This window comes from Brucella sp. MAB-22 (genome assembly GCF_025908475.1).
In the GTDB taxonomy this organism is placed as follows: Bacteria; Pseudomonadota; Alphaproteobacteria; order Rhizobiales; family Rhizobiaceae; genus Brucella; species Brucella anthropi.
In genome coordinates this window covers 2,037,666-2,052,097 of sequence record NZ_CP109782.1, presented here as the reverse complement: position 1 = coordinate 2,052,097, position 14,432 = coordinate 2,037,666, and the positions used below count along the sequence as shown (strand labels likewise).

Here is a 14,432-nt window from a genome sequence, read left to right as displayed (position 1 = left end):
GTTGCACGAAAACCTCTTTCATTTCAATGCTGTCACCGCTGCAACCGCTGCAACCGGTTAGTACTTAGAATAGGGCTTTAGCGTTGCGTTTTTCACAGCGCTAGAGACCATCTCTAAGGAAAACGCATGAACCGGTTGCACCGGTGACAGCCCATCGTTGCGACGATTTAAATGGCCCATAGGTAAAGTTGCCAGAGGCCAACAGGAATTCCTATTGCCGCACCGAATAAGGCTATTGTTTTTGCTGAGCGACTTTCAAATAGCCGATCTACAGCCACACCAAATCCCCGCGATGCAGTGCGTAATTTGCCGCTCAAAAGTTTGCGAATAACTGAATGCAGGAAGCCAACCTTGCAAAGTGTGGAGTTGTGCATTCTGATAAATTCATTGTTTTGAAACGCCTGCACTTCTTCCTCGCCGGTCAGGAAATGCCGGTGAATGCCGCCGTTCAACTCGATCAATGATTTCAATTTTGGATGGGCCGCATAATCGCTCCCATAATGATCGGCCAAGATGTCATTTAAGTTTAATCTTCGCTCCACTGGGATTACAGGCGCATCGTTGCCGCCGAGAACGCGATAGCGATGTTCAAGGTGCTCGAAACCATATGTAAGGTTTCGCATGTTCCAGTGAACCCAGTACTTGTCGCGCCGATCACGCACGAATGCGTAAAATCCTCGCAACAATTCAAGCTCCACTTCGTCAAACCGATCACGAACAGATTCGCGAGGGATGTGGAGTTCTTCGGCAATGGAGTGGGTCGAAAAGCTAACCGTTTGCTCCGTTGCGTAGTGCGTGATGCCGATTGAAGTGATGCGCGGTGAAAGCGCTTCGTTGTCATCGTACAGGCTTTGGCAGGAATAATGAATGACATAGAAGTTTTCGGGATGCCCTTTGGCCTCTTTGATAAACTCTCTGCTGTTGTTAATTCCCATATATTGCCCCCGCTCGGTTTAGCGATATTTGCAAGCTGATGCGGCCTCGTCTGCGGCACGTTTCACATCATCCATCGAATATGTGAGCCGGTCGCATGTGCGAGCTTCGTTGGCTGCTTCTGATGCTGAATAGTATGCTGTTTCTGCACGATCTGCCGCGCTGGCTGCGTAATATAGAGTTGCCGCTTGCATCGCGGCCACCGCGATTAACAATAGATCGCGCGCACTCAAGCTTGATGCCCGCTGCCATACGCGCTGCACTCGTTGCCCCCACGTGAACATTCGCCGCCCCTGATTCTCCATTTCTTCATTTGTACGACAGCGCCGGTATTTTCGTCAGCTTTTTTTGCCGTAACCAGAGCGGGCGGAAACCATCGGCTGATAGCTTGCGACTTAACAAAACTTAACGTCGCTGGTTTCTATGACGCCCAAACAAGAGCTTTTCGTATCTGAATTTCTAGTCGATCTGAACGGCACTCAGGCCGCAATCCGCGCCGGTTATAGCGAGCGGACCGCGAAGGAACAGGCTGCGCAGATGCTTGCACGGCCTGAGATCGCAGCGGCAATCAATGCCGCAATGGGAGACAGGGCCGAAAAGCTTGAACTCACTGCTGAGCGCGTTCTGACTGAAATTTCCGTCATGGCCTTTTACGACCCCGCCGAGATCATGCTTGAGATTGGCAAGGCCGATACTGAATTGTCGGACGGCGTTTCCGTTTCTGATGACGGCAAGATTTATGGATTGCGTGGGCCGGGCGACGTGCGCCGCCTGCCAGACAATGTTCGTCGCGCTATCGTCGGTTGGTCATGGGATCGGAACGGCAACTTCACCGTAAAGCTGGCTGACAAGTCAAAAGCGCTCGATCAGCTTGCGCGTCATCTCAGTCTCTACAATGACAAACTGGCAATCGGTGGATTTGACAATCTGGCCGACAGGTTGATGCGCGCTGACAACCGAGCATCGGACATGAGGCCAGCCTCCGCGCCTGTCATGCCTGAGCCAGCGCCGAAGCCTGCCCCTGTCGCTCATGCCGGTCCCGGCAACGCTGATCAGCCCCGCCACGCCTCAGACCGGCCCGCTGACAGCCAGAAGCCGCCAGCACCGTCCGAAGACTGGCGCGCGCCTGCTCAGTCGCCAGTGCCCGCCTATCGTCCGATCCTGCCAGCGTGGCCCGACGATGATGCTGTCGGGGACGTGGCGGCAGACTATGACCCATTAGCTTGATGAAAGGATTTCCGTATGGAACCCGAAACTCTCATTCCCGAATTGATCACGCTGGCACAGCAGGCCGATGCGCTTGCTGACCAGCTTCGCCCGGTCCTTGCTGCGATCACAGCCAAGGAAAAGGAAATTGCAACCGTTCTGGGGGCGGACGCCGCCACGCAGATTTCGGGCCGTTTCAACAATGCTCGTTACGCCTATGGCCGCGCGTGGGCGCTCCCATCGCCGGATCGTGACCGCACCACGGAACAGATGGTGACAAGCGGATACGCAACGGAGATTGCCGCGTTCCCGCCGCCGCCAGAAGAAGAACCAGAGGGAGGTGTATAATCATGGCCACAGTTGCACAGATTAATGGACAGCTTGAAGCGCTGTCCATTCACGTCGCGGAATGTGAAAACAAGGCTCGTGAACTGGCCTTCCAAGCGGTTAGTGGTGACAAGGAAGCCAGCGCCGAACTCGCCCGCATGAATGCCGAGGTCAAACGGGCGAATGAAGACAAGCTTGTACTTGAGCAGGCTCGCATAACGGCTGCACAACGTGAGGCCGAAGCCGCCGCCGCGAACGACGCCGAAAGCCGGGCGCGGCATATGGATGATGCCCGTGTTGCAGCCGGAAAGTTGGTCGATCTGGCTGACCGTGCCGACAAGCTTATTGCCGAGTTCTTCGCGCTGTCAGAGGAAATCGACGCGGTTGAGCGCGAAGTGCGGCGCTCTCTTGTCACCGCAAAACATAACGCAATCGGTGGGTTCTTCGGGCGTAACGGCCTATCGGAGATCGCACTCGACCGCATGGACGTGAAAATTCGCGGCCTGCGCGTATCGGACAAGCGAGACGTAGGGGAGATTGCCGCCGCTGCATGGCGCTTCCTGCTCAATGATCACAAAGACAAGAGGGCCGCGTAATGGCTGATATCGATCCTGCACACGTACTATTCCCATCCGACGCGCCGAAGCTGGACGCCTCGCTTGATTTCAACGGTATAGCCAAAGGCGCGGCTGAGGCTCGCCTGACGCGCCGTGCCGAACCTGATGCGGCCAATGTGTTCCCCAGTGACGCGGCCAAGCCCGATCAGACTGCCGGGCAAAGTGATGATGACATTGCTGAAAAGCTGTTCGGTGACACATCCAAGGCCGACTATGACAAGCTGATGGAAGGTGAGCTTGATCAGTATGCTTTGAATGCCATTCAGGACGGCGACAAGGAAAGAGCGGATGCATTGAAATATGCAACATCTGCCCTCGCTGATGACATGCGCACCGCTGGCACTGATGCGAGCGACCTGAAAGAAGCATTCGAAATCGTGCGCCATAGCGCGGGCATGGTGCCACCCACGCATGAGCAACGGGAGGCCAGCTTCAACGAAGGTTTGTCAGCGGTGCAGCAGGCCGGGATTTCAGACGCCGATCTGTCTGCGGCCCGTGCATTCATTCGCGATCTTGAAACCGTCTCGCCCGGCGTGGTTGCATCGCTCAACGCGCATGGGGCCGGGAATGATATCAGACTTATCAGGAAGGCTGTCGCCGAGGCGCGGCGGCGTGGTTATTGATGGTCTGTGCCCAACAGGCGGGCTGTTCAAACCTCAAGGTGCAATGCATGAGTAATGACCGTGACCTGATCGAGCTTGGCAGGAAGTTCGATGAAGCCTATGCGACCTATCAGGCGATGACGGATGCAATTCCTGAGCGCGTCAGCATCGATACGGAAACCGCCGCGATTGATGCCGTGGTGCAGCCTGTTCGGGCGCTGGCGCTTGAAATTGCGGAAAAGCCAGCGGCCACGGATGAAGGTCATGCCGTGAAGGCGAAGGCACATGCATTCCTTGCCGGTCAAGTAAGCGATGGAAACCAATAATCCCCATAGTGCGGAAGATCGCACGGCGTCAGCGGCTTAGTCCCCTAGTCGTCAGGCGAGGCCGTCTTGCTCTAGCAGGCCGGACGGCCAGAGTTTTATAGATCGTCCGATGCGGTGATTGCTTCTGAGTTGGCACAATCCGCATTCTGAGTGACGAAAGCCGTGCGGGAGTTTTCTCATCATCTTCGCCCGCACGGCGTTAATTGCGATCTGGGACACCCGCATGACCGGATTGCCTTGAGAAGCCCCACGAGTTCAACCGCGCTCGTGGGGTTTTTCATTTGCGGTGATGTGACGCACAGGAAGCGTTGTGAAAGCTCAGCCAAGTATCGCTGCTAGGATCAACGCTAGGATCAAATGTACGATCGATAGATATTATGCAGTTATTTCAATACGTTATGAGAAATCGATGGCGGAGAGAGAGGGATTCGAACCCTCGATACGGTTTCCCGTATACACGCGTTCCAGGCGTGCGCCTTCAACCACTCGGCCACCTCTCCGTCTGCCTTGCTGTCGGGAAACCGTGTCTCACGGTGAAAACTGACTGCAAACGTGACACCGCTTTTCGAAACAGGCGCTGGTTAATCGCCAACTAGCGGGTGCGGCGCGAATATAGCCAGAAAATGCATATGTTCAACAGCTATTTGCAAGTTTTTGCGTCTAAATCGCAGAGCCTGTGCAAAGAGCGATATCAACGAGATAACTGTCTGAAATTATTATATTTTATTTTAATCGTGCAATAGTGTTCCAGCTTGGCTTTGAGCCTGACGGGTTCTGTGTGCTATGCTTTAGCAACATCAAAAAGACAAATCTTCGGGAGACCGGTCAGAAAACCGGCGTCGAAATCAAGGTAGGAAATCCGGGGCAGAGAATCGTGATCCGATTTGTATTGCGTAGTTTTGCGGTTGTTTTTCTGGCTTTGGCGGTGATTTTCGCGGTCCTTGATGGCGCGCGTTCCGTCGGCGCGTCGCAGTTCATAGCGAAGCCGCTTTTTTCCATGTGGTCGCGCAACGCGCCCGAGACATTGGCCGATGCAGAAACGTTCGTGACACACTATATAGGGGCAGGAGTCTGGAATGCCGTCTGCATCCCTTTGCTTGAGCGACCGGGTTGGCTTCTTTTCGGCATTCTCGCCCTTTTATTCTATGCAATCGGTCATCGTCGGGAGCGCCCTCTGGGACGCTTCACCGCTCGATAATCAGGAGGTGGATACCATGAGTTTCTTGGACAGCTATCGCAAGAAGACGCAGATGCCTTCGACGGATGAAGCTTTGCCGGGACGCGCGCAACCGATCCCGACATCTACGACCCACTTCGTCAATGGTCGTCCGCTGAAAGGACCATGGCCGGAAGGCTATAAGCAGGTTCTGTTCGGAATGGGATGCTTCTGGGGTGCCGAGCGCCTGTTCTGGCAGGTGCCAGGCGTATATGTAACGGCTGTCGGTTATGCGGGCGGGGTCACACCCAACCCCACCTATGAGGAAACCTGCACGGGGCTGACCGGCCATGCGGAAGTTGTGCTGGTCGTTTACGATCCGAAGGTGGTGAGCCTTGACGAGCTGCTGACCCTTTTCTGGGAGGAGCATGATCCGACGCAGGGCATGCGGCAGGGCAACGATATCGGTACGACCTATCGTTCAGTCATCTATACTTTCGACAAGACAGATCGTGATGTGGCGGAAAAGAGCCGGGAAGCCTATTCGCAGGCGCTTGCCGGTCGTGGTCTCGGTCCGATCACCACGGAAATCGAGGATGCGCCGGAGCTCTATTATGCCGAGGATTATCACCAGCAATATCTGGCGAAGAACCCGAACGGTTATTGCGGATTGCGCGGCACTGGCGTGAGCTGCCCGATCCCGCTGGCACAATAAGCGGGCTGTAATCAACAGATCGCGCGGTCCTTACCGCGCGATTTTCTTTTTCATGATCAGCATCCCGGCATAGTCGCCTTCCAGATGCTCGAAATCGCTCCAGCCGATCTGGCGGTAAAGGTCGGGCTTGTCTGTGTAAAGATAAGCTTCCGCATAGCCGAGTTCCCGCGCGGCATCCTCAATGGCGCCAACCAAACCTTTGGCAATGCCTTTACTGCGATAGTCAGGCGCGACGAACACACTTGCCACCCATGGCTTCAGATGCGGATGTGTTTCCAGATCGTTGTGGATCAGAAGGGCAAGACCGGCGGGTTGTTCGTTCCAGAGGGCAACTCGCGCCACCTGTCCATCGTCTTCGCGGGAGATGTCGTTAAAAGCCTTGACGGTCTGTTCGAGGGTGGAGCCGCTAAATTCGCCCCATTCCGCATGGTTCCACGCGGCACAAATGGGCACGAGATCGGGGCGGTCGGCGAGGGAGGTAATCTGAAGCATGGTGTTACCAGTGCGGTGGTTTGGTGACCGGTACGTCCGGAGCAGTCTGTTCTTCCAGTTCCAGAAAGCGGTCGGTCAACGCGCCGAGCTTCTTGGAAAGCCGGTCTATGGTTTTCCATTGTTCGGCCAGAACGGATGACAACTCGTCGATTGTCTTTTCCTGTTCGGCTACGCGAATTTCGAGCTCGGTCAGGCGCTGGTCCGGTGTCATGGCTGGCTTCCATTGGTATTTGGGCGTCGGTGGTCAGCGGGGTTTAGCCGCTTTCGATCCATATCGGAAGTACGGTATCACATCATTGCGTCAGCACGAGTACGCCGTTTGAAACTTCATAGTGACGCAGACGTTTCAGAAAGCTCATGCCGAGAAGCGTATCGGACAGGGCATCGTCGCGCAGAACCATGGCCTCCACATCCTCTACACGAATACGCCCGATTTCGATGCTGGGCAGGATGGCGGATGCAGCGACGGTTTCGCCATTGGCGGTCGAAACGCGATACTTGAAATCATCGGGTTTGAGCGACAGGCCGATGCGTCGTGCAGCGTTTGCGTTGATCGCAACCACGCTCGCCCCCGTGTCCACCATTGCACGAAGGGATTGCCCGGCAATTTTTATGTCCGTGATGAAATGGCCACGACTGTCCGGTGTGATCTGCGTGCGGCGTCCGCTATAGGCGGCGGGGTTTTGCGAAGGAGCAGTCGAAGCTGTCGCGGATGTGTTTGAACCGGCTTTAGGCTGTTGCCCGAATTTTTCAAACAGAAGCGGGAAGGCAATTGCCAGTCCCGCAAATACCAGAAGGATCGTAAAAACCCGCGCCATGCTGCCCCCGTTTCCAGGCACATTAGCAGGCGCGGGTTAATGCTTACTTCGTACCGTACATACGGTCGCCGGCATCGCCGAGACCGGGAACGATATAGCCCTTTTCGTCGAGGCGTTCGTCGATGGAGGCCGTGAACACGTCGACATCCGGGTGAGCTTCGGTAAAGCGCTTGATGCCTTCCGGTGCAGCCAGCAGACAGAGGAAGCGGATATTGGTCGCGCCGCGTTCCTTCAGCTTGTCGATGGCTGCAATTGCCGAATGTCCGGTGGCGAGCATCGGGTCGACCACGATGATGAGGCGGTTGACGATGTCTTCCGGCGCCTTGAAGTAATATTCGACCGGCTGCAGCGTATCGTGATCACGATAAAGGCCGATATGGGCGACGCGCGCGGCGGGCACCAGATCGAGCATGCCTTCGAGAAGACCATTGCCTGCGCGGAGGATCGAGGCGAAGACAAGCTTCTTGCCTTCAAGGACCGGCGCATCCATTGGCATCAACGGGGTTTCGATCGGCATGGTGGTCAGTTCGAGATCGCGTGTCACTTCATAGCAGAGCAACAGCGATATTTCCTTCAGCAGCCGCCGAAAGCTGGCTGTGGACGTTTCCTTCTTGCGCATGATGGTGAGCTTGTGCTGGACAAGCGGATGGCTGACGACTGTAACGCCCATGATCTTTCCACTTTTCTTGTTATCTTTTTGACTTTAGCGGCAGTTTGCGCCGGAGAAAACGCATGGTGAGCCCACACGCACAGTTTTATGTCTCTTTGGCCATTTTTAAACGCTAACGCAAGACAGTTCACAAGTGCCGGATCACAAAAGGGGTAGTGGAGGACGGTCTCTGCTTGTATCGTCTGGCACAAGCTTTATATGCATTACGGAAATCGTTTTCGTCTTAATATTCAAAAGCAGGATGAGCTATGAGCCAGCAGAACGGCAATGCGGACCGCGTGGGCGCACAAGGTGGCATGGAGCATTCATTCGGCTTCAAGGCGGTTGACGAAAGCGAAAAGCAGGGTCTGGTCAACGACGTTTTCCATAAGGTCGCCAGCAAGTACGACGTGATGAACGATCTCATGTCGGCGGGCATGCACCGCGTTTGGAAAGATGCGATGATCGCATGGCTGGCACCATCGAAGCGCCCCGGCTGGACCTCGCTCGACGTTGCAGGCGGCACCGGCGATATTGCTTTCCGCATTGTGGAGGCTTCCGGTCGTCAGGCCCATGTCACCATTCTTGATATCAACGGCTCGATGCTTGGCGTCGGTCGTGAACGGGCGATCAAGAAGGGCCTTGCCGACAATCTCGAATTTGTTGAAGCCAGTGCCGAAGAGCTGCCATTTGAAGATGCGAGCTTCGATGCTTACACGATTTCGTTCGGCATTCGCAATGTTCCACATATCGACAAGGCGCTGTCCGAAGCTTATCGCGTGTTGAAGCCGGGCGGTCGTTTCCTTTGCCTCGAATTCTCCGAGGTTGAACTGCCGGTTCTCGACAAGGTTTACGACCAGTGGTCGTTCCACGCCATTCCGCGTATCGGCAAGATGATTACCGGCGATGCCGATTCTTACAGCTATCTGGTCGAATCAATCCGCAAATTCCCCAAGCAGCAGGATTTTGCCGCGATGATCGAGAAGGCTGGTTTCGAGCGCGTGAGCTATCGCAATTTCACTGGTGGCATTGCCGCGCTGCATTCCGGCTGGAAGCTTTGATTGTGCCTGTGGTGAGTTGGGGTCAGGAACGGGGCATCGGGGCATGAGTAATCTATCCGCCGCTTTCCGGCTGATGCGGGCCGGATGGGTTTTGACACGTGAAGGCGTTATCAGCGCCTTGCCGGTGGAAGGGCTCTCTGGCCTTCCGGCATTCGGACACAAGATTGCCGGTCTTCTGGCGCGTCCGCGCGCACGCCACATGCAGCGTTCCGAACGTATGTCGCGGGCCATGAACAAGCTTGGTCCGTCCTATGTGAAGCTCGGCCAGTTTCTGGCAACACGGCCCGATATTGTCGGGCGCGATGTCGCTGCCGATCTCGAACTTTTGCAGGACAGGCTCGACTTCTTCCCGCAGGTCGACGCAGTTGCTGCTATCGAAGGTTCGCTTGGCCGCAAGATTGACGATCTTTACCTGCATTTCGATGCGCCGATAGCAGCGGCGTCGATGGCGCAGGTTCACCCGGCTGAAATCATGAAAGACGGAACGCGCCAGAAGGTTGCGGTCAAGGTCATTCGTCCGGGCGTGCGCCAGCGTTTCGTCCGCGACCTTGAAGGTTTCTACATGGTCGCGCGCATGCAGGAGCGTCATGTTCCGTTTACGCGCCGCCTGCGCCCGGTTCAGGTTGTCGAGACGCTGCAACAGACAACCCGCATCGAGATGGATCTGCGTCTTGAAGCGGCAGCGCTGTCCGAGATTGCCGAGAATATCAAGGGCGATGCTGGGTTCCGCGTTCCACAGGTGGACTGGGAGCGCACCGGTCGCGATGTGCTGACGCTCGAATGGATCGACGGCACCAAGATGTCGGATATTTCGGCGCTGGCCGCTGCCGGTTTTGATCTCAAGAAACTGGCCGAAACGTTGATCCAGTCTTTCCTGCGCCATACGCTGCGCGATGGCTTTTTCCATGCCGACATGCATCCGGGCAATCTGTTCGTCGATCCGCAAGGCATTATCGTTGCGGTCGATTTCGGCATCACCGGGCGGCTCAACAAGCAGCAGCGGCGTTTCCTTGCCGAAATTCTCTATGGCTTTATTACCCGCGATTATATGCGCGTGGCGGAAGTGCATTTCGAGGCAGGTTACGTGCCACACACGCATGATGTGGCGAGCTTTGCACAGGCCATTCGCGCCATTGGCGAACCGATCCACGGCCAGCCAGCCGAAACCATTTCGATGGCCAAGCTTCTGACACTGCTGTTCGAGGTGACCGAGCTCTTCGATATGGAGACCCGACCGGAACTTCTGATGCTCCAGAAAACAATGGTCGTCGTGGAAGGGGTGTCGCGTACGCTCGATCCGCATTTCAACATGTGGAAGGCTGCGGAACCGGTGGTGGGCGACTGGATCGCCAAGAATCTCGGACCGCAAGGTATGCTTGCCGATGCGAAGGACAGCGCTTATTCGCTGCTGCATTTCACGCGTAAGACGCCGGAACTTGTTGCGCGTGTGGAACGTGTTTCCGTTGCTCTGGACGATATGGCAGCGAACGGATTGCGCTTTGACGAAGCGACGGCAGAAGCTATCGGCCGGGCTGAAGCGCGCCACTCACGTTGGGGTCGCATCGCGCAGGTGGTGATTGCGGTCTCGCTCGCAGCGATAGCGATTAAGCTTTATATTTGGCTGTAGGATCACTTTTAAGGTGACATCTACCTGCTAAAGTGATTTCAATGATTGCACTTGTAACGAGCGGGTGCAATCAAATGGCCAGCATTACCATCCGTAATCTCGATGATGACGCCAAGGAACGGCTGCGTATCAGGGCAGCGCAGAACGGGCGCTCCATGGAAGAGGAAGCGCGCATTCTGTTGGCCGGGCAGGATATAGCTCCGCAGGCTGTTGCAGTGTCTCCCGGCGCGGGTGCGTCGCTGGCCGGGCAGCGCATTCTTCTCATTATCGGTGGTGGCATTGCCGCCTATAAGACGCCGGACCTCATCCGCCGTCTGCGTGAACGTGGCGCGCATGTGCGCCCGTTGATGACGGCTGCAGCGCAGCAATTCGTGACACCGCTGACCATTGGCGCCGTTTCTGCCGATCATGTCTTCACCGATCTGTTCTCGCGTGAGGACGAGCAGGATGTCGGGCATATCCGGCTTGCCCGCGATGCGGACCTGATCGTCGTCGCGCCCGCGACCGCTGACCTGATGGCGAAGATGGCGAACGGGCTTGCCGATGATCTGGCCAGTGCGGTGCTGCTTGCTCGCAAAGTTCCAGTGCTTGTTGCGCCTGCCATGAACCCGGCCATGTGGGACAATCCCGCGACGAGACGCAATCGTCTGACGCTCGAAAAAGACGGCGTTCGCTTCATCGGCCCGGAGGGGGGGGAGATGGCGGAAAGCGGTGAAGCCGGAACGGGCCGGATGAGCGAGCCACTGGCGATTGTCGCGGCGATCGAGAACCTGCTTGCTCCGCAGGCAAAGCCGCTTGCAGGCAAAACCATTGTCATGACGTCCGGCCCGACGCACGAGCCAATTGATCCGGTGCGCTATATCGCCAACCGTTCGTCGGGCAAGCAGGGCCACGCTATTGCGGCGGCGCTGGCGCGGCTTGGTGCGACGGTGCATCTGGTGTCCGGCCCGGTCACCATTCCTGACCCCGAAGGCGTCGATGTCATTCATGTCGAGACGGCGCGTGAAATGAAGGCTGCTGTGGAGCGGCATCTTCCTGCCGATGCGGCAATTATGGTTGCAGCGGTTGCCGACTGGCGCACGGCCAATGAAGCCGGACAGAAGATCAAGAAGAAACCCGGTGAAAGCGCGCCGACGCTTGCCATGGTCGAGAACCCGGACATTCTGGCCGGTGTCGGCCATAGCGACAAGCGTCCCGGCCTCGTCGTCGGCTTTGCAGCAGAAACGCAGGACGTGGCCGAAAACGCGAGAGCCAAGCTTGAAAAGAAGGGCGCGGACTGGATCGTCGCCAACGATGTTTCGCATGCGCCGGATGGCAGCAGCGTCATGGGCGGCGACCGCAATCATGTCCGCATTCTAAGCCGTTCCGGCATCGAGGAATGGCCGGAAATGAGCAAGGAACAAGTGGCTGAAAAACTGGCGGAGAAGATTGCTGAGCGGCTTTTGGAAACGAAAGGCTAAGCGTTTTTGGGCGATGCCGGTTTAGAAAAACTCGTCCAGCAAACGGTAATAGGCAATTTTCGTTTCGTCGATTGCCGGGCCGCCATAAATGTCGAGAAAAGGCTGTACCCATTCGTCGCCCAGATTGTAGCGAATGCTCCAGCAGGCTAGTGCGAGATCCTGATGGCGGTCTGCACGGCCGAGCCTGCCACAGTCGATAAAGCCGGTGAATGCACATTCGCTGGCCATGAAATTTGGCAAGCAAGCATCGCCGTGAGTCACGACCACATCTTCCTGTGACGGTTTCAGGCGGCAAAGTTCGGTGAACAGGTCTTCGGCGCTGCGGCCTTCGCGCTCGTCATCGAAATCATCTTCATCGACGGCACCGGCTTCGACCCGCTTGCGCGCGTCTTCAATGCGACGGTCCAGCCGGTGGTCGAAGGGACAAGCGGCGGGATCGACGCTGTGCAGCGCCTTCAAGGCTGTCGCGAGAATGGAGACGATGCTGTCCGCCGGGAGAGTGCCGACAGATGAGGCGAGGTCCGATCCGGCAAGGCGCGTCATCAAAAGAAAGTGGTGGTCGGCCTGCGTCTCGTAAGCGACGACCTTGGGGCAAGGCAATCCCTGCGTTGCGAGCCATTCGAGCCGGGCGCCTTCATCGGCAAGTTCGCTGACGGTGCTGGCCGGTTCGATTTTCAGAACGAGCGGTTCGTGTTCGTCATGATCGAGAAGCAGGACATTGGCGGTCGAGCGGCCAAGCTCATCCTGCTGGCTGCTATAACCGGCAAGCCGATGCAGCAACGCATCGGGCAAATCGAGAGCAGCCAGAACAGGATCGGTCATATCACCTTACCGTATCAGGCCTTGTCGCGGACCTGATAGTCCTTGACGGTGGCAAAGCGAATATCCTTCCAGCGTTCGGCTTCGTAATTGAGAGAGAAGCCGTTCTGGGCAAGGAAGACCGGATCGTGATCGAGGTCATGGGCGATATCGGCACGATGCGAGGCGATGAAACGGTCGAGTTCGGCCGGATCATCTGCCGTAATCCACCGGCAGACCGAGAAGCGCGACATTTCAAAGCCGACCGGCAGCGAATATTCCACTTTCAGGCGTTCGGTCAGAACGTCGATCTGAAGAGCGCCGACGACGCCGACAATGGCTGGAGAACCGTCATCAGGCACGAAGAGCTGTACGACGCCTTCTTCGGCCATCTGCTGCAGCGCTTCACGCAGCTTCTTGGCTTTCATGGCGTCGTCCAGACGCACGCGGCGCAGGATTTCCGGCGCGAAGTTCGGCACGCCACGGAACAGGATATCTTCACCCTCGGTCAGCGTGTCGCCGATGCGCAGCGTGCCGTGGTTCGGAATGCCGACCACGTCGCCCGCAAAGGCTTCGTCGGCAATCTGGCGCGAACGTGCGAAGAAGAATTGCGGCGCAGACAGGCTCATTGGCTTGCCGGTGCGCACCAGCTTTGCCTTCATGCCGCGCGACAGCTTGCCCGAGCAGACGCGCAGGAATGCGATGCGGTCGCGGTGGTTCGGGTCCATATTGGCCTGAATCTTGAACACGAAGCCGGTCATCTTGTCTTCGGTGGAGCCAACCATGCGTGTGTCGGCCTGCTGGTCGCGGGGTGAGGGGCCGAAATCGCAGAAAGCTTCGATCAGGTCGCGCACGCCGTAATTCTTCAGCGCCGAACCGAAATAAACCGGCGTCATATGACCTTCGCGGAAGGAGGCGAGGTCGAACGGACGGCAGACGCCGCGTGCCAGTTCCACGCCTTCGAGCCATGCCTCGCGTTCGTTTTCAGGCAGCAGTGCGGCGGCTTCTTCCGGGCCGCTGACCTTGGTTGGCTGCTCTTCATTGTCCTGACGACGCATCGTGTCGTTATGCAGGTCGAAGGTGCCTGCAAAGCTCTTGCCTGAGCCGATAGGCCAGGTGATCGGGGCCGTGTCGAGCGCCAGCTTTTCTTCGATCTCGTCGAGGATTTCGAGCGGGTCGCGCGCTTCGCGGTCCATCTTGTTGACGAAGGTGACGATGGGAATGTCGCGCATACGACAGACTTCGAACAGCTTCAGCGTGCGCGGCTCAATACCCTTGGCGGCGTCAATGACCATGACGGCGGAATCCACGGCAGTCAGCGTGCGGTAGGTATCGTCCGCAAAGTCTTCGTGGCCCGGTGTATCGAGCAGGTTGAAGATGCAATCCTTGTATTCGAAGGTCATCACCGAGGTGACGACCGAGATGCCGCGGTCGCGTTCGATGTTCATCCAGTCCGAACGGGTCTGGATGCGGTCCTTCTTGGCCTTCACCTCACCGGCGAGCTGGATGGCGCCGCCGAACAGCAGCAGCTTTTCGGTCAGCGTGGTCTTACCGGCGTCCGGGTGCGCGATGATCGCGAATGTGCGGCGCTTGGAAACGGGATGGTCAGCGGGCATGAAGAAACTCGTGATGGCGAAACGTTGGG

17 protein-coding genes and 1 tRNA gene are annotated in these 14,432 nt (G+C 57.0%); 10 read left to right on the top strand and 8 right to left on the bottom strand.

Translation table 11 applies throughout. The features are described 5' to 3' along the window. Window positions 1-167 precede the first annotated feature (167 nt). Window positions 168-935 (bottom strand): hypothetical protein, encoded by a 768-nt coding sequence (locus OHI65_RS19425; protein ID WP_264358769.1) that lies wholly within the window; start codon window positions 933-935, stop codon window positions 168-170. A 421-nt stretch (window positions 936-1,356) separates the two neighbouring features. Between OHI65_RS19425 and OHI65_RS19420 the strand changes: the two genes are divergently transcribed. The 5 genes from OHI65_RS19420 to OHI65_RS19400 are packed head-to-tail and all read left to right on the top strand — an operon-like array spanning window position 1,357 to window position 4,011. After that, window positions 1,357-2,160, top strand: a complete 804-nt coding sequence (locus OHI65_RS19420; RefSeq protein ID WP_264358768.1) for a terminase small subunit — start codon at window positions 1,357-1,359, stop codon at window positions 2,158-2,160. 15 nt (window positions 2,161-2,175) lie between these two features. Next, window positions 2,176-2,487, top strand: coding sequence for a hypothetical protein (locus OHI65_RS19415; RefSeq protein WP_264358767.1), 312 nt, complete (start codon window positions 2,176-2,178; stop codon window positions 2,485-2,487). 2 nt (window positions 2,488-2,489) lie between these two features. Continuing rightward, complete coding sequence (locus OHI65_RS19410; RefSeq protein ID WP_264358766.1) at window positions 2,490-3,062, top strand: hypothetical protein; 573 nt, start codon at window positions 2,490-2,492, stop codon at window positions 3,060-3,062. Further along, window positions 3,062-3,706 (top strand): hypothetical protein, encoded by a 645-nt coding sequence (locus tag OHI65_RS19405; RefSeq protein WP_264358765.1) that lies wholly within the window; start codon window positions 3,062-3,064, stop codon window positions 3,704-3,706. The genes OHI65_RS19410 and OHI65_RS19405 overlap by 1 nt, the downstream gene beginning before the upstream one ends. A gap of 47 nt (window positions 3,707-3,753) precedes the next feature. Further along, a complete protein-coding gene (locus OHI65_RS19400) occupies window positions 3,754-4,011 on the top strand; it encodes a hypothetical protein (RefSeq protein ID WP_264358764.1) in 258 nt (85 codons plus the stop codon). A 410-nt stretch (window positions 4,012-4,421) separates the two neighbouring features. Here OHI65_RS19400 and OHI65_RS19395 read toward each other — a convergent pair. Beyond that, window positions 4,422-4,511: transfer RNA gene (locus tag OHI65_RS19395), tRNA-Ser, on the bottom strand. 374 nt (window positions 4,512-4,885) lie between these two features. Between OHI65_RS19395 and OHI65_RS19390 the strand changes: the two genes are divergently transcribed. Beyond that, the gene (locus OHI65_RS19390) at window positions 4,886-5,209 is read left to right on the top strand and encodes a hypothetical protein (RefSeq protein ID WP_012091415.1); all 324 of its coding nucleotides are present in this window, start codon (window positions 4,886-4,888) and stop codon (window positions 5,207-5,209) included. 16 nt (window positions 5,210-5,225) lie between these two features. Continuing rightward, complete coding sequence (gene msrA / locus OHI65_RS19385; protein ID WP_012091416.1) at window positions 5,226-5,882, top strand: peptide-methionine (S)-S-oxide reductase MsrA; 657 nt, start codon at window positions 5,226-5,228, stop codon at window positions 5,880-5,882. 30 nt (window positions 5,883-5,912) lie between these two features. On the opposite strand, the gene OHI65_RS19380 is transcribed toward msrA, so the two are convergent. From OHI65_RS19380 to upp, 4 genes are all read right to left on the bottom strand, one after another. Next, on the bottom strand, window positions 5,913-6,374 hold the full coding sequence (locus OHI65_RS19380; protein WP_125299966.1) for a GNAT family N-acetyltransferase: 462 nt from the start codon (window positions 6,372-6,374) through the stop codon (window positions 5,913-5,915). 4 nt (window positions 6,375-6,378) lie between these two features. Continuing rightward, window positions 6,379-6,585 carry a SlyX family protein gene (locus OHI65_RS19375; protein WP_010659381.1) on the bottom strand — a complete coding sequence of 69 codons (207 nt, stop codon included), beginning with the start codon at window positions 6,583-6,585 and terminating at the stop codon, window positions 6,379-6,381. Window positions 6,586-6,667: 82 nt separating this feature from the next. Next, window positions 6,668-7,192 (bottom strand): TIGR02281 family clan AA aspartic protease, encoded by a 525-nt coding sequence (locus tag OHI65_RS19370; protein ID WP_125299967.1) that lies wholly within the window; start codon window positions 7,190-7,192, stop codon window positions 6,668-6,670. A gap of 43 nt (window positions 7,193-7,235) precedes the next feature. After that, on the bottom strand, window positions 7,236-7,862 hold the full coding sequence (upp, locus tag OHI65_RS19365) for a uracil phosphoribosyltransferase (RefSeq protein ID WP_006467614.1): 627 nt from the start codon (window positions 7,860-7,862) through the stop codon (window positions 7,236-7,238). 248 nt (window positions 7,863-8,110) lie between these two features. Here upp and ubiE point away from each other — a divergent pair, with 248 nt between their 5' ends. The 3 genes from ubiE (at window position 8,111) to coaBC (ending at window position 11,989) form a co-directional block, all read left to right on the top strand. Further along, window positions 8,111-8,902: a bifunctional demethylmenaquinone methyltransferase/2-methoxy-6-polyprenyl-1,4-benzoquinol methylase UbiE gene (ubiE, locus tag OHI65_RS19360; RefSeq protein ID WP_010659383.1), complete on the top strand. Its 792-nt coding sequence runs from the start codon at window positions 8,111-8,113 to the stop codon at window positions 8,900-8,902. A gap of 43 nt (window positions 8,903-8,945) precedes the next feature. Next, the gene (gene ubiB, locus OHI65_RS19355) at window positions 8,946-10,529 is read left to right on the top strand and encodes a 2-polyprenylphenol 6-hydroxylase (RefSeq protein WP_029929369.1); all 1,584 of its coding nucleotides are present in this window, start codon (window positions 8,946-8,948) and stop codon (window positions 10,527-10,529) included. A 74-nt stretch (window positions 10,530-10,603) separates the two neighbouring features. Beyond that, the gene (gene coaBC, locus OHI65_RS19350; RefSeq protein ID WP_235824391.1) at window positions 10,604-11,989 is read left to right on the top strand and encodes a bifunctional phosphopantothenoylcysteine decarboxylase/phosphopantothenate--cysteine ligase CoaBC; all 1,386 of its coding nucleotides are present in this window, start codon (window positions 10,604-10,606) and stop codon (window positions 11,987-11,989) included. A 21-nt stretch (window positions 11,990-12,010) separates the two neighbouring features. Here coaBC and OHI65_RS19345 read toward each other — a convergent pair whose 3' ends face one another. After that, entirely contained in the window at window positions 12,011-12,811 is an 801-nt protein-coding gene (locus tag OHI65_RS19345) for an APH(3')-II family aminoglycoside O-phosphotransferase (RefSeq protein WP_125299968.1), read from the bottom strand. A gap of 14 nt (window positions 12,812-12,825) precedes the next feature. After that, a complete protein-coding gene (locus OHI65_RS19340; protein WP_010659387.1) occupies window positions 12,826-14,403 on the bottom strand; it encodes a peptide chain release factor 3 in 1,578 nt (525 codons plus the stop codon). Window positions 14,404-14,432 lie beyond the last annotated feature (29 nt).

What these genes read in the sequence shown, in the direction of transcription:
- OHI65_RS19345 (WP_125299968.1), bottom strand. Translation starts at nt 12,811, where the DNA reads ATGACCGATCCTGTTCTGGCTGCTCTCGATTTGCCCGATGCGTTGCTG.
- upp (WP_006467614.1), bottom strand. Translation starts at nt 7,862, where the DNA reads ATGGGCGTTACAGTCGTCAGCCATCCGCTTGTCCAGCACAAGCTCACC.
- OHI65_RS19370 (WP_125299967.1), bottom strand. Translation starts at nt 7,192, where the DNA reads ATGGCGCGGGTTTTTACGATCCTTCTGGTATTTGCGGGACTGGCAATT.
- OHI65_RS19400 (WP_264358764.1), top strand. Translation starts at nt 3,754, where the DNA reads ATGAGTAATGACCGTGACCTGATCGAGCTTGGCAGGAAGTTCGATGAA.
- msrA (WP_012091416.1), top strand. Translation starts at nt 5,226, where the DNA reads ATGAGTTTCTTGGACAGCTATCGCAAGAAGACGCAGATGCCTTCGACG.
- ubiE (WP_010659383.1), top strand. Translation starts at nt 8,111, where the DNA reads ATGAGCCAGCAGAACGGCAATGCGGACCGCGTGGGCGCACAAGGTGGC.
- ubiB (WP_029929369.1), top strand. Translation starts at nt 8,946, where the DNA reads ATGAGTAATCTATCCGCCGCTTTCCGGCTGATGCGGGCCGGATGGGTT.
- OHI65_RS19375 (WP_010659381.1), bottom strand. Translation starts at nt 6,585, where the DNA reads ATGACACCGGACCAGCGCCTGACCGAGCTCGAAATTCGCGTAGCCGAA.
- OHI65_RS19425 (WP_264358769.1), bottom strand. Translation starts at nt 935, where the DNA reads ATGGGAATTAACAACAGCAGAGAGTTTATCAAAGAGGCCAAAGGGCAT.
- OHI65_RS19380 (WP_125299966.1), bottom strand. Translation starts at nt 6,374, where the DNA reads ATGCTTCAGATTACCTCCCTCGCCGACCGCCCCGATCTCGTGCCCATT.
- OHI65_RS19340 (WP_010659387.1), bottom strand. Translation starts at nt 14,403, where the DNA reads ATGCCCGCTGACCATCCCGTTTCCAAGCGCCGCACATTCGCGATCATC.
- OHI65_RS19410 (WP_264358766.1), top strand. Translation starts at nt 2,490, where the DNA reads ATGGCCACAGTTGCACAGATTAATGGACAGCTTGAAGCGCTGTCCATT.
- OHI65_RS19415 (WP_264358767.1), top strand. Translation starts at nt 2,176, where the DNA reads ATGGAACCCGAAACTCTCATTCCCGAATTGATCACGCTGGCACAGCAG.
- OHI65_RS19420 (WP_264358768.1), top strand. Translation starts at nt 1,357, where the DNA reads ATGACGCCCAAACAAGAGCTTTTCGTATCTGAATTTCTAGTCGATCTG.
- OHI65_RS19405 (WP_264358765.1), top strand. Translation starts at nt 3,062, where the DNA reads ATGGCTGATATCGATCCTGCACACGTACTATTCCCATCCGACGCGCCG.
- coaBC (WP_235824391.1), top strand. Translation starts at nt 10,604, where the DNA reads ATGGCCAGCATTACCATCCGTAATCTCGATGATGACGCCAAGGAACGG.